Raw genomic sequence first — 12,576 nt, forward strand, 5'->3', positions numbered from 1 at the left:
CAGGGCCTGCTAGAATTGCAGGTTCACTCTTGGAGAGGTGGCAGAGTGGCCGAATGTACCTGACTCGAAATCAGGCGTACCGCAAGGTACCGTGGGTTCGAATCCCACCCTCTCCGCCAACATTGCATCCAGAACAATCCAGGTTGATCTGTGAAATGCCTTAAAAGCCCCGTTGATCGGGGCTTTTTCGTTTCTGGCAGTCAAAGCGTCTATCGGATCGGCACCCGTTGCATCCGGCACGGCTGCAGTCCCTGGCGGCTTGTCCCGGCCATTTATGATGGCCCTTTCATTCGTTGGAAGAAAAAAAGACCATGCCCAATATCGCCACAGTACTGAAAGAAGAGATCGCCCGTGTTGCGCGCAAGGAAACGCGAGCGGATACCCAGCAGCTGAAGAAGGCCTCAGCGCACTACCGTTCCGACATCGCCGCCCTGAAGCGCCGCATTGCAGCCCTCGAGCAAATGGTCAGCCGCCTGGGCAAGGCTGTTGGCAAAACGGCACCGAGTGCTGCGGCTGAACAGCCCGCCGGCGGCTTTCGTTTCAGCGCCGGCGGCCTGGCGGCGCAAAGAAAGCGCCTGGGTTTGTCGGCAGCCGAGGTGGGGCTGCTGCTTGGCGTGACCGGCCAGTCCATTTACAAATGGGAGAGCGGAAAAGCGCGGCCGCGAGCCAGCCAGTTTGCTTCCATTGCTGCATTGCGAAAAATGAGCAAGAAGGACGCCGCTGGTCGCCTTGAGGCCTTGGCGCGCTAACTGTCGGCGGGGCGAGGAGCACCGATCCGCGTCGAGCCTGGAGTGCCCTGCAGGTGCGCGAGCAGCAGGCCCCACAGGAAATAGGTGAATATGCCGGGGTAGGGTTGCCTGAGCGTCACTTTGAAGTTGCTGTCGACCAGGATCATGAAGGCCGTCAGGCCCGCCAGGCACCAGATGGCAGCCGGGAGCGAGTTCCGAAGTTGCCATCCCTTCCATGCGGTGGTGCCGATCAGCCCCGCTATGGGCAGCAGCCCCAGCAGCCCAAAGTTATAGACAAGGTCGAGGTACCAGTTGTGCGCACTGGTGATGACTTCCCGTGAAGGCGGCTTCGTGTGGCCAAAGAGCAGGGTGCGCGGGCTCTGTGCCACCCAGCCGCCGTACATCTTCCAGTCGTTGACGCGCTGGGCCATGTTGCCCGGTAATTTCCCTTCGGCCACGTCCCGGAACTTTTGCACGTAGGCATTGGCGTTGCCGAATCTGTCCGTGTCTCCTTTGACCTGGCCGTAATACAGGCTGCCGGCGAAGACGGCCGCTGCGATGCCCGCTCCGATGGCCAGGAGGCCCTGCGCATGGCCGTTCGAGCGCTTCAATATCGCCTCCCCGAAAAACACCAGCACGAATCCCCCATAAAGGCCGATGGCCAGAAAGGCGCCGCTGGCAAGCACGTAGATCCCTGTGATCGCCGTCAGCAGGCATATCGAGGCCTTTTGGCTGTCCCACAGGTGCACCGTGACGAAGGCGAATGCCGCCGCAAACACAATGGGCACAAACTGGATATGTTGGTAGATGCTGAACACATACAAGTAGTTCGTCAGCATCAAGCCGCCCTGGAACCAACCGGCCAGAAGTTGCAAGGGCAAAACCAGCGCCAACACCCAGAAGAAGGCCCGGGCAATCGTTTCACGTGCAGCGCCAAGCAAGAGGCCCAGAACCAGGCCCGTGGTCGGCAACAAGGTTTGCGCGGCGTACAACAGCTTTGCCGCTCTGCCATTCGGCGCTTCGCCCGCGAAGGCGAATGACACCCCGATCAATCCAATGAAGAAGGCGATGTAGATCGCCGCCGGCCGGGCCGGCCCGAAACGACGCGCATGCGCGGCGATGCCCAGGATGCAGGCCGCAATGGAGATGGGCAGGGGCAGCGACCACAGGATGCCGCGTGAGTCGTAAATCGGATCCAGATCGCGGTAAATGCCGCCTGAGAGCTGGAAAAACAGGGGAAACAAGATCGCTGCGGATACCAGCCAGACCAGGACGGGATGAGTTTTTGTGCCCATTGCTTATTGTGCGGGACATCGGGGGAGTGTCCGCTGGAGCTGGGTGCCGCTGCCGCCCGGCACCACGGGCAAAAAAAAGCCCGGACAAACCGGGCGTGGAAGCTGGCAGGGCCAGCGAGGGAGGGAGCGGCTCATGACAAGCCGCCAAATGAATATAGCTGCTCACCTCTTTGCGCCTTGTAGGAGAATGCCGGGAATGCATCATCCTTTGATGGTTTCCAACCCCAATTCGGTCGTGGATGAGCTGATAGGCCGCATTACGGCCATCGTGATGCGGACCTATGAGGTGGAGCAGTTGCTCCCGCGCGACAGCAAGGAGCGGCTCTCGCTGGCCGAGCATGAACTGATCAGCGCGATCTCGACGGACGCTGGATGCATCGACTTTTCGTGCGAGCTGACCCTGGAGGCGACGGAGCGCAGCAGCTCTTTTCTGGTCAAGGTGCGGGGTCAGGCCGCCTATGAAAGCCCTGTCTGGCGCATCAACGAAATCTACGATGTGGTGGTGGACCCCGTGGATCGGGGCGCCACGGCGGCCGGCGCCTTGCAATAGGGCGCCGCGTCACACGCTGCCGCTCGTGGCAACCCCCCGCCCGCCTGAGCTCAAGCCATTCAATTCAATAGCGCGGAACGATAGCGCGCAAGGCGACCGTTCAACTGTCAGGACTGCGCGTACGGGCCCGCGGTGCTGCAGGGGGTGCGCCGGGCGGTGCTGCAGAAGCTTTGTCGCGCGCATGCGGCATGGTCACGGCGATCTTGCGGGTTTGGCGAAAGGCCAGGGCCCTGGCTGCGGGATCGCGGTAGCGCGAGGGCCACAGGGCTTGGGGAGTGGTGCCCAGGGCCTTGGCCACCAGTTGCTCGGCGGCCAGCCAGGGGCTGGTGAGCACGCGCTGGATATGGCTGTAGCCGTTGTCCTGGGCAATTTTTCGAAGGCTGGTGCCGCGCTTGCGCAAGGCAGCAATGACGTCGGCGGGGTGCATATCTTCCTGTGAGGCTGTTGCTTTATTTGTGCTCATGTCCACCATTCTCAGCTTGAAAACCATGAAGTCAAGCTTGTTGGCGCCCATAACTATGAATATTGTTTATCTTTTTATGCGAGGTTGGCAGGTGTTTCCCTTTTAACTTTGCATTTCTGTGTTCATTGACACAAAATAGTGTTCATGAGCACAAAAGAAACGGCGCTACCCGGGCAGGAGGCGCCTGCCCCGCAAAACGCTTATCAACCCTATCCGCTCGCCTCGGTGTCGCCGGTCAAGGCGGATGAGCCGGTGGCCTGGTACCGCTACCACGCGGCAGCCGCTGCGGACAAGACCGAGGTCAAGACCGTCAGGACGGAGGCGCGCGCGGTTTTCATGCAACAGTTCGGCCAGCGCTGCCGGGCGGCGCGCGGCGCCCGCGAGATCAACGACGTGGCCGCCGCGGTCGGCGTGCACCGCAACACGATCTGGAATGTGGAGCGCGGCGACAGCCTGCCCGACGCCTTCGAGCTTGAGGTGCTGGCCCGCGAATACAACACCACGCCCACCCAGCTGCTGGGCGGTGAAGCGAGGGAGACGGCGCGGTCCGCGACGGTGCCGCGCGGCGTGCGCGCCATGCAGATCGATGATTTGATCTATGTCCCGCTCTTCGATCTGCGCGAGCAGGCCGAAGGGGTTGCCTTCACCGACGCCGACTCCGTGCTGGCCATGCGGCCTTTTGATGCGCAGTTCATCCGTTACGACCTGGGCATCGCGCATGACGACCTGGCGATGTTCGGCGTGGTGGGCGCGTCGATGGAACCCTGGCTGCATGCAAGGGACGCGGTGCTGGCGGATTTGCGCGACCGCGATGCGCTGACCGAGGGCGTGCACCTGATACGCCTGGATGGCGCACTGCTCATGAAAAGGCTGCAACGCCTGCCCGGAAAAATCCTGCGGGTCAGCAGCTACAACCCGGCCTACGAGCCTTTCGACATTCAGGGCCAGGAGTCGGCCGAGCGCGACTTCGCGGTGCTGGGCCGGGTGCGCTGGGCCGGCGTTACCTTCAACTGAGGATCGCGCCGCATCTCACCGAGACTTGCCGCATGGCGCGGTGTCCGGTGTTGCTGCTTTGCCGCGCCACGCGCAGGCAAATATTTCCATCGCGGCCTTGCCGCATCACTGCCTAGGGTTGTTCCTATCCCCTGCCGACAGGCAAGGCGAGACACTGTGGCGCCTCGCATCGCTATGCCGTGGTGCAGATGATTTTGTCGCACAAACGTGCTACGGGAGCATGGCTTGGCCCGGCTGATTTTGCGGCATGCTCCCACGGCCCCCGCGCCCTCTTTTTCACTCGTATTACGGCTGAAACATGGCTGTTTAAATCAAAGGATATCGAGTACTATCGTTTTCGACTTGTTACAGGTGTTTAACAGCTGTGACCTCCACTCAACCCTCACGAATCGAAGGAAACCACCATGGCAACCGATGGGTCAGTAGCACCAAAAGAGCGTGTCAACATTGTTTATCGTCCCGCCACGGGAGATGCCAAGGCCGAGGTTGAGCTGCCGCTCAAGCTGCTGGTCATGGGCGACTACACCTTGCGTGAAGACGAGACGCCGCTGGAGGAAATGAAGCCGATCAACATCGACAAGGACAACTTCAACGAAGTCCTGAAAGCGCAAAAACTTTCGCTGAGCATGTCGGTGCCCAACAAGCTGGATCCCAAGGCCGACAAGGACGCGGTGCTGGCGATGAACATCGACTTCAACTCGATCAACGACTTCTCGCCCGACGCCATCGTCGACAAGGTGCCGGAGCTCAAGCAGATGATCGAGCTGCGCGACGCGCTGAAGGCGCTCAAGGGGCCGCTGGGCAACATTCCCGACTTCCGCAAGAAGGTCCAGGAACTGGTGCAGGACGAAGGCGTGCGCGCCCGGCTGATGTCCGAACTCGGCGTCAAAGACCAGTAAAAGAACCGCACCCAAGGAACCATCATGGCTGAAACCAACAAGCAAACAGAAGCGGCGCCAGGCGCGGCGGAAGACGCGGGCGGCTCACTGCTCGACCAGCTGGTCAACTCCGCGCGCATCAAGCAGGGCGACGACGCCTATTCCATCACCCGCCACGGCATCCAGGCCTTCGTCTCGCAGTTGCTCGAGCCCCAGCGCTCGGTCGAGCGCGTGACGCAAGCCACCGTCGACGACATGATCGCCGACCTGGACAAAAAGCTCTGCGCGCAGGTCGACTCCATCCTGCACCATCCCGACTACCAGAAGCTGGAATCGGCCTGGCGCTCGCTGAAGTTCCTGGTCGACCGCACCAACTTCCGCGAGAACGTCAAGATCCAGATGCTCAGCGTGAGCAAGAGCAAGCTGCTCGACGACTTCCAGGACGCGGCCGACATCACCAAGTCCGGCCTCTACAAAAACCTCTACACGGCCGAATACGGCCAGTTCGGCGGCCAGCCCTTCGGCGCCATGATCGGCAACTACGAGTTCGGCCCCGGCGGGCAGGACATCAAGCTGCTGCAGTACATGGCCAGTGTCGCGGCCATGGGCCATGCGCCCTTCATCGCCGCCACCGCGCCCGAGTTCTTCGGCGTCGAGTCCTATGAACAGCTGCCCAACCTGAAGGACCTGGCCTCGGTCTTCGAAGGCCCGCAGTTCGTCAAGTGGAACTCCTTCCGCGAGACCGAGGATGCCCGCTACGTGGGCCTGACGCTGCCGCACTTCCTGCTGCGCGTGCCCTACAGCGCCGACACGGTGCCGACCAAAAAATTCAACTACAAGGAAGACGTCTCGGGCGGCAACAACAGCTTCCTGTGGGGCAACGCGGCCTTCGCCTTCGCCTCGCGCCTGACCGGCAGCTTCGCCGACTACCGCTGGTGCGCCAACGTCATCGGCCCGCAGGGCGGCGGCGCCGTGGAAGACCTGCCGGTCTACACCTACGAGTCCATGGGTGAGCTGCAGAACAAGATCCCCGCGGAGGTGCTGATCTCCGAGCGCCGCGAGTTTGAGCTCGCCGAGCAGGGCTTCATCGCGCTCACCATGCGCAAGAACAGCGACAACGCGGCCTTCTTCTCGGCCAACTCGGCGCAAAAGCCCAAGTTCTTCGGCAACAGCAAGGAAGGCAAGGAGGCCGAGCTCAACTACAAGCTCAGCACCCAGCTGCCTTACATGTTCGTGGTGAGCCGCCTGGCCCACTACATCAAGGTGATCCAGCGCGAGAACATCGGCACCTGGAAAGAGCGTGCCGACCTCGAAAGCGAGTTGAACATGTGGATACGCCAGTACGTGGCCGACATGGACAACCCGGGCGAGGGCGTGCGCAGCCGCAGGCCCCTGCGCCAGGCGGAGATCACCGTGGCCGACGTCGAAGGCGATCCAGGCTGGTATCGCGTCGACCTGAAGGTTCGCCCGCACTTCAAGTACATGGGCGCTTCCTTCAGCCTGTCTCTCGTTGGGAAGCTCGAGAAAAAGTGACGGCCGGCGGGCGGTTTCCCGCAGGGAAGGCGCCTCTATTTCGGTTGTAACTTTGCCGCCTGGCTTCTGACATGGACCCGAAACAGGGGCCTTCCAGAATACAGGTCATGCACAGAGCAGATGTTTAAGAGATGTGCAGATCACCCGGGTAGCCAAGGGGCGGGGTGGTAAAGAGGGTCAAGCCCCGCTGATAGGTGTCAGCTGCTATTGCGGGGGCCTTGGCCGGATCTGAAACAGTTTTACGACAGTACCAACTTAAAAGGAAACCATCATGCCAATGCCATGCTACCTCATCCTCGAAGGCGAAAAACAAGGAAAGATCGAAGGCTCCGTCAAGGTCAAGGGCCACGAAGGCAAGATCCTCGTGCAAGCCGTTGACCACGTCATCGAGATCCCCAAGAGCCCGCAGACCGGCCTGCCCACCGGCAAGCGCGTGCACTGCCCCATGACCGTCACCAAGGAAATCGACAAGGCGACGCCCAAGCTGTTCCAGGCCCTGACCTCGGGCGAGCAGCTCAAGAGCGTGAGCCTGGAGTTCTACCGTATCTCCCCCAAGGGCACGGAAGAAAAGTACTACACCGTCAAGCTGTCCTCGGCCATCCTGACCAACGCCCGGTCCTGGACGCCCAACTGCCTGAACCCCGACAACAAGCAGATGGGCCATATGGAAGACATCTCGTTCACCTACGAGAAGATCACCTGGACCTTTGAGCCGGACGGTATCGAAGCCGAGGATTCCTGGCTCGCTCCGAAGTAATGCCGGGCAAGCGGCACGCCGGCCTGGCTGAGTAAAGAGAGAGCAACACGGTGAAGGAGCGGCGACTGCTGGAAAGAATAGCGGCCTGGGAAGAAGGTGGACAACGCACCAACCAGACGCAGGTCGATATTCTTGTCCGGTCGGTCACCAACCACCTCCACCGCTTGCTCAATACCCGGCAAGGCAGCGTGCAGCTTGATCCCCTCTTCGGCGTGCCCGACTTCACCAATATCGCCGGCGGGCTTACCGCGGGTTCCACCGGCGATATTGAAGAAGAGATCCGCCGCATGGTGCTGAAGTACGAACCCCGCATCAAGTCGCCCCGCGTGGTGATGAGCCGGGAGTCTACCGACGTGCTGTCCATCCGGTTTTCGCTGGAAGGCCGGCTTGAAGTGGATGACCGCGAGATTCCGCTCCAGCTCTCCACCACGGTTGGCGCAAACGGCAAGGTCAACATCAACTGATTTCAACGGCCCTTTAACAGTCCCCCGAGCGAGTGAAAGAACCCCATGTTCAATCGGTATTACGAAGATGAATTGAACAAGCTCAAGGGACTGGCCGTCGAGTTCTCGCAGGCCAACCCGGCGCTGGCGCCCATGCTGGCCGGCTCCTCGGCCGACCCCGACGTGGAACGCCTGCTCGAAGGCGTCGCCTTCCTCACGGGCCTGACGCGCCAGAAGCTTGACGACGAATTCCCCGAGTTCGTGCAGGAGCTGGCCAACCTGCTGTTCCCCCACTACCTGCGCCCGATTCCCGCCAGTTCCCTGGTCAGCTTTGAGCCCAAGGGCATGCTGGCCGAAAGCGTGCGCGTTGACGCGGGCACCAAGATCGATTCCGTGCCGGTGGACGGCACGCCCTGCCGCTTTCGCACCTGCACCGAGCTTCTGGTCCAACCGGTCTCGCTTCAAAGCGCGCACCTGGCCAGCGGCGCCGGCCAGGCGCCGCGGCTGGTCCTGAAGTTCGCGCTGCAGGGCGGGCTGGACGCGGCGCAATGGGCCACGCCCTCGCTGCGCCTTTTCCTGGGCGGTGGTTACACCGAAGCCTCCAAGCTGCTGCTGCTGCTGGCCAACCACGTCAAGGCGGTGAGCCTGACGCGCGGCGACGGCACGGTGGCCGAACTCGGCCCCAAGGCCCTGCGCCAGGCCGGCTTCGACAGCGAGCTGCTGCCCTATCCCAGCCATGCCTTCCAGGGCTATCGCTGCCTGCAGGAGTTTTTTGTCCTGCCCGAGAAATTCCTCTTTGTAGACATCGCCGGCCTGGACAAGGCGCTGGCCGGCGGCACCGGCCCCCTGTTCGAGGTCTCCGTGCTGCTGGACCAGGTCCCCGACTGGATGCCCGAGATACGCGGCGACAGCTTCATGCTCAACATCGTGCCCGTGGTCAATCTGTTCGAGCACGCGGCCGACCCGGTCAACCACGAGCACCGCGCCAGCGAATACCGCCTCATGCCCGAGGCCGCCAATCGCCAGCACTACCAGATCTATTCGGTGGACCAGGTCGTCGGCTACCAGCAGGGGGCTTCGCGCGAGCGCGCCTACGTGCCCTTCGGCATGCTGCGCCATGACGGCAGCAACACCCTGAGCTACCGCACCACGCTGCGCCAGGCCACGGTGGGCCGGGGCAGCGAGGTCTTTCTGTCGGTGGCCTACCCGCCCGGCGACCTGCCGCTGCCCGAGACCCTGTCGGTGCGCATCACCTGCACCAACCGCCAGCTGCCTGAAAGCCTCAAGCTCGGCGACCTGAGCCGGCCTACCAGCAGCTCGCCCGACCGCATGAGCTTTCGCAACATCCGGCCCATGACCGCGCCGCTGAACCCCCCCTCGGGCGAAGCCTTGCTCTGGCGCCTGATCTCTCATGTCTCGCTGAACTTCCTGTCCATCGCCAGCGCCGAGAACCTGCGCGAGCTGCTCAATCTGTATGTGTTCTCCGAGCGCCAGGAGCAGGGCGCCGAAACCGCCAACCGGCGGCGCATCGACGGCATCCAGGAAGTCATCGCCACGCCCGAGACGCGGCTGGTCGGCCGCGGCAGCCTGCTGCGCGGCCAGCAGATCCGCATCAAGTGCCGGCTCGATTTTTTCGCCGGCATAGGCGACATGTATTTGTTCGGTTGCGTCCTCGACCGTTTCATCGGGGACTACGCCGGCATCAATTCCTACACCCGCGTCGAGCTTGAAGACGCTTTCACAGGAGCAGTCTTCAAATGGCCGCCAAGATTGGGTCAGCAGCCGCTGCTGTAGAGGAGCAACTCCTCGCCCACGGCGAGAGGTTCTCCTATTTCCAGGCCATACGCCTGCTGCGCCTGTTCGGCAAGGCGCGCGGCATGCCGACCGACAGCCTGCGCATACGCCCGCGGCTGAGCCTGGGCTTTCCCGAAAACGACATCGAGCGCATAGAGCCTCGGGATGGCGGCGGCTACCGCATCACGGCCAACTTCTTCGGCCTCTACGGCGTGGCCTCGCCGTTGCCTACTTATTACACCGAAGACCTGTTCGAGGAAGAGCGCGAAGGCCGCCACGCTACGCGTGACTTCCTGGACGTCATCCACCATGCGATGTACCCGCTGCTGTTCGACGCCTGGCGCAAGCACCGGCTGCAGGACCGCGTGGTGGAAGACGGCGACGCCGGTGTGCTGGACCAGCTGTATGCCTTTATCGGCCTGCGCGACGGCGACCTGCGCGCGGGCCTGCCCGTCGCCGACGGGCTGCTGCGCTACGCCGGCCTCTTCAACATGCACCCGCGCTCGGCCTCGGGCCTGCACACTTTGCTGGCCGACGCCTTCAGGCCGGCCAAAGTCTGGGTCGAGTGCTGCACGCTGCAGCACGTGCCCATCCCGGCCGACCAGCGTTTGCGCCTGGGCCAGCAGGCCCATGAGCTCGGCGAGACGACTTACCTGGGCAGCCAGATCGACGACTACAGCGGCAGCATCACCATCACATTGAGCGACCTGCCCGAGGATTCCTTCCACCAGCTGCTGCCCGGCACGCCCGGCCATGAGCGGCTGGAGTTCCTGGTGCGCTTTTACCTGATAGACCCGCTCGAAGTGCGCGTTGTGCTCGAGCTGCGGCACGAGGACGCCCGCGCCGCGCGCACGCTCGATGCCGCCGACGCCGCGCCGGAATCGGCCRCCACCAACTGGACCCGCCTCGGCATGGACACCTGGCTCACGCCCGAGCGCGTGCGCCAGCCCACCCGCGTGCAGTTCACCCTTTAATTTTCGGCATCCCTTCTTCAAACACCGCGAGAAAGAGAAACATCATGCTGCTGGTCGAACTCAAACCCCTGGTCGGACGCCTGAATGCCTTCACCAAGCAGGCGCTGGAAGACGGCGTGGGCCTGTGCGTCTCGCGCAGCCACTATGAAATCACCGTCGAGCACCTGCTGGTCAAGCTCTTTGACAACGTGCAGGCCGACATCGCGCTGCTGCTGCGCCAGAACGGCGTGGACGCGGCGCTGGTCAAGCGCGGCATCGACCGCGCCCTGGAGGACATGCGCACCGGCAACGCCGGCAAGCCGGCGTTTTCCCCGCTGCTGCTCGAGCTCATGCAGGACGCCTGGCTGATCGCCTCGGTCAACCTCGGCGAGGCCCGCATACGTTCCGGCGCCGTGCTGCTGGCCTTCCTGGCGCGTGCCAGCTACTACGCCACCGGCGACTACGCCGAGCCCCTGCGCGCGCTCAACCGCGAGAGCCTGCTGAGCGGCTTCGGCGCGACCTGCGGCGCCTCGATAGAGGAAACCCCCGGCGCCGCCGAAGGCGGCACGCCCGGCGGCCAGGCCGCAGCAGGCGGGGAGGGTAGTGCGATCGCGCGCTTTTGCGAAAACTTCACCGACAAGGCGCGCAACGGCAAGATTGATCCGGTGTTCGGGCGCGACAAGGAAATCCGCCAGATGGTGGACATCCTGGCGCGGCGCCGCAAGAACAACCCCATCTGCGTGGGCGACCCCGGCGTCGGCAAGACCGCGGTGGTCGAGGGCCTGGCGCTGCGCATCGTCGACGGCGACGTGCCCGATTCGCTCAAGGACGTGACCATCCTGGGCCTGGACATGGGCCTGCTGCAGGCCGGCGCCAGCGTCAAGGGCGAGTTCGAGAACCGCCTCAAGGGCGTGATCACCGAGGTCAAGGGCTCGGCCAAGCCCATCATCCTGTTTATCGACGAAGCCCACACCCTGATAGGCGCGGGTGGCCAGGCCGGTACGTCCGACGCGGCCAACCTGCTCAAGCCGGCGCTGGCGCGTGGCGAGCTGCGCACCATCGCCGCCACCACCTGGGCCGAGTACAAAAAATATTTCGAGAAAGACCCGGCACTGGCCCGCCGCTTCCAGCCGGTCAAGCTCGACGAGCCGGACCTTGCCACGGCCGTCATCATCCTGCGCGGCCTCAAGGAAAAATACGAGGACGTGCACCGCGTCGTGATGCGCGATGACGCCATCGTGGCCGCCGCCGAGCTCTCCAGCCGCTACATTACCGGCCGGCAGCTGCCCGACAAGGCCGTGGACCTGCTGGACACCGCCTGCGCGCGCGTCAAGGTGCTGCAAAGCGCCAAGCCTGACGTGCTCGAGGACAAGGAACGCCAGATGCAGGCCCTGGCGCGCGAGCAGCGCGGCCTGGAGCGCGACCGCGACAACCACCAGCCGGTCGACAGCGAGCGACTGGGCGCCATTGCCGGCCTGGTCGCCACGCTGGCCGCCGAGGCAGAAGTCCTGAAAGCCGAATGGGACAAACAAAAGAGCGCGGCCGATGCGTTGCTGGCCGCGCGCGCAGCTTGCCAGGAGGCCAAGGCCGTCAACGCCACCCCGGCAGAGTTCGACGCGCTCTCGCAGAAAGTCGCCGAGGCCGGCAAGGCCTTTGAAGCGGCCCAGGGCGCCAACCCGCTGGTGCGCGTCGACGTGGACCCGGACGTGGTCGCCAAGGTGGTGTCGGACTGGACCGGCATCCCGGTCGGCAAGATGCTGCGCGACCAGGCCGAGAGCGTCATGCGCATGGAGTCCGTGCTGTGCGGCCGCATACGCGGCCAGGACCACGCCATGCACCAGATCGCCGAAGTGCTCAAGACCGCCAAGTCCGGCCTGCGCGACCCGCAGCAGCCGCTGGGCGTGTTCCTGCTGGCCGGCCCCTCGGGCGTCGGCAAGACCGAGACCGCGCTGTCGGTGGCCGATATCCTGTTTGGCGACGAAAAATCCACCGTCATCGTCAACATGAGCGAGTTCCAGGAGAAACACAACGTCAGCCGCCTGATAGGCTCGCCCCCCGGCTATGTGGGCTACGGCGAGGGCGGCGTGCTGACCGAGGCGGTGCGCCAGCGCCCCTATTCGGTGGTGCTGCTCGACGAGGTCGAAAAAGCCCACCTCGACGTGCTCAAC

General features: G+C 63.5%; 12 protein-coding genes and 1 tRNA gene. 11 read left to right on the plus strand and 2 right to left on the minus strand.

Features of this window, described 5'->3' with window-relative positions; translation table 11 throughout:
* Positions 1–31 precede the first annotated feature (31 nt).
* Together AC1DXS_RS09960 and AC1DXS_RS09965 are read left to right on the plus strand one after the other, a co-directional pair.
* Positions 32–119 (plus strand) — tRNA-Ser (locus AC1DXS_RS09960).
* 192 nt (positions 120–311) lie between these two features.
* Positions 312–749: a helix-turn-helix domain-containing protein gene (locus tag AC1DXS_RS09965; protein ID WP_477737351.1), complete on the plus strand. Its 438-nt coding sequence runs from the start codon at positions 312–314 to the stop codon at positions 747–749.
* Here the strand turns inward: AC1DXS_RS09965 and AC1DXS_RS09970 are convergent.
* On the minus strand, positions 746–2,023 hold the full coding sequence (locus AC1DXS_RS09970) for a hypothetical protein (RefSeq protein ID WP_477737352.1): 1,278 nt from the start codon (positions 2,021–2,023) through the stop codon (positions 746–748). The genes AC1DXS_RS09965 and AC1DXS_RS09970 overlap by 4 nt on opposite strands.
* 196 nt (positions 2,024–2,219) lie before the next feature.
* Here AC1DXS_RS09970 and AC1DXS_RS09975 point away from each other — a divergent pair, with 196 nt between their 5' ends.
* Positions 2,220–2,573 carry a hypothetical protein gene (locus AC1DXS_RS09975; protein WP_477737353.1) on the plus strand — a complete coding sequence of 118 codons (354 nt, stop codon included), beginning with the start codon at positions 2,220–2,222 and terminating at the stop codon, positions 2,571–2,573.
* A gap of 100 nt (positions 2,574–2,673) precedes the next feature.
* Here the strand turns inward: AC1DXS_RS09975 and AC1DXS_RS09980 are convergent, their stop codons facing one another.
* Positions 2,674–3,036, minus strand: a complete 363-nt coding sequence (locus tag AC1DXS_RS09980) for a helix-turn-helix domain-containing protein (RefSeq protein ID WP_477737354.1) — start codon at positions 3,034–3,036, stop codon at positions 2,674–2,676.
* Positions 3,037–3,180: 144 nt separating this feature from the next.
* Here AC1DXS_RS09980 and AC1DXS_RS09985 point away from each other — a divergent pair, with 144 nt between their 5' ends.
* From AC1DXS_RS09985 to tssH, 8 genes are all read left to right on the plus strand, one after another.
* Positions 3,181–4,050: an XRE family transcriptional regulator gene (locus tag AC1DXS_RS09985; protein ID WP_477737355.1), complete on the plus strand. Its 870-nt coding sequence runs from the start codon at positions 3,181–3,183 to the stop codon at positions 4,048–4,050.
* Positions 4,051–4,454: 404 nt separating this feature from the next.
* Positions 4,455–4,949, plus strand: a complete 495-nt coding sequence (gene tssB / locus AC1DXS_RS09990) for a type VI secretion system contractile sheath small subunit (RefSeq protein WP_477737356.1) — start codon at positions 4,455–4,457, stop codon at positions 4,947–4,949.
* Positions 4,950–4,973: 24 nt separating this feature from the next.
* Positions 4,974–6,461, plus strand: coding sequence for a type VI secretion system contractile sheath large subunit (tssC, locus tag AC1DXS_RS09995; protein WP_477737357.1), 1,488 nt, complete (start codon positions 4,974–4,976; stop codon positions 6,459–6,461).
* Between the two features lie 271 nt (positions 6,462–6,732).
* Positions 6,733–7,218 carry an Hcp family type VI secretion system effector gene (locus tag AC1DXS_RS10000; RefSeq protein WP_007873558.1) on the plus strand — a complete coding sequence of 162 codons (486 nt, stop codon included), beginning with the start codon at positions 6,733–6,735 and terminating at the stop codon, positions 7,216–7,218.
* 50 nt (positions 7,219–7,268) lie between these two features.
* Positions 7,269–7,682, plus strand: coding sequence for a type VI secretion system baseplate subunit TssE (gene tssE / locus AC1DXS_RS10005; protein WP_477737358.1), 414 nt, complete (start codon positions 7,269–7,271; stop codon positions 7,680–7,682).
* Positions 7,683–7,727: 45 nt separating this feature from the next.
* Positions 7,728–9,455 (plus strand): type VI secretion system baseplate subunit TssF, encoded by a 1,728-nt coding sequence (gene tssF / locus AC1DXS_RS10010; RefSeq protein WP_477737359.1) that lies wholly within the window; start codon positions 7,728–7,730, stop codon positions 9,453–9,455.
* Positions 9,419–10,429 (plus strand): type VI secretion system baseplate subunit TssG, encoded by a 1,011-nt coding sequence (gene tssG, locus AC1DXS_RS10015; RefSeq protein ID WP_477737360.1) that lies wholly within the window; start codon positions 9,419–9,421, stop codon positions 10,427–10,429. The genes tssF and tssG overlap by 37 nt, the downstream gene beginning before the upstream one ends.
* Positions 10,430–10,473: 44 nt before the next feature.
* Positions 10,474–12,576 (plus strand): type VI secretion system ATPase TssH (gene tssH / locus AC1DXS_RS10020; protein WP_477737361.1); only part of this gene is annotated, 2,103 nt, incomplete at its 3' end.

The organism is Polaromonas sp. P3_B1 (assembly GCF_056402935.1).

Excerpts from the sequence above, each read along its gene's own strand:
- AC1DXS_RS09965 (WP_477737351.1), top strand. The coding sequence starts at position 312 with ATGCCCAATATCGCCACAGTACTGAAAGAAGAGATCGCCCGTGTTGCG.
- AC1DXS_RS09970 (WP_477737352.1), bottom strand. The coding sequence starts at position 2,023 with ATGGGCACAAAAACTCATCCCGTCCTGGTCTGGCTGGTATCCGCAGCG.
- AC1DXS_RS09975 (WP_477737353.1), top strand. The coding sequence starts at position 2,220 with ATGCATCATCCTTTGATGGTTTCCAACCCCAATTCGGTCGTGGATGAG.
- AC1DXS_RS09980 (WP_477737354.1), bottom strand. The coding sequence starts at position 3,036 with ATGAGCACAAATAAAGCAACAGCCTCACAGGAAGATATGCACCCCGCC.
- AC1DXS_RS09985 (WP_477737355.1), top strand. The coding sequence starts at position 3,181 with ATGAGCACAAAAGAAACGGCGCTACCCGGGCAGGAGGCGCCTGCCCCG.
- tssB (WP_477737356.1), top strand. The coding sequence starts at position 4,455 with ATGGCAACCGATGGGTCAGTAGCACCAAAAGAGCGTGTCAACATTGTT.
- tssC (WP_477737357.1), top strand. The coding sequence starts at position 4,974 with ATGGCTGAAACCAACAAGCAAACAGAAGCGGCGCCAGGCGCGGCGGAA.
- AC1DXS_RS10000 (WP_007873558.1), top strand. The coding sequence starts at position 6,733 with ATGCCAATGCCATGCTACCTCATCCTCGAAGGCGAAAAACAAGGAAAG.
- tssF (WP_477737359.1), top strand. The coding sequence starts at position 7,728 with ATGTTCAATCGGTATTACGAAGATGAATTGAACAAGCTCAAGGGACTG.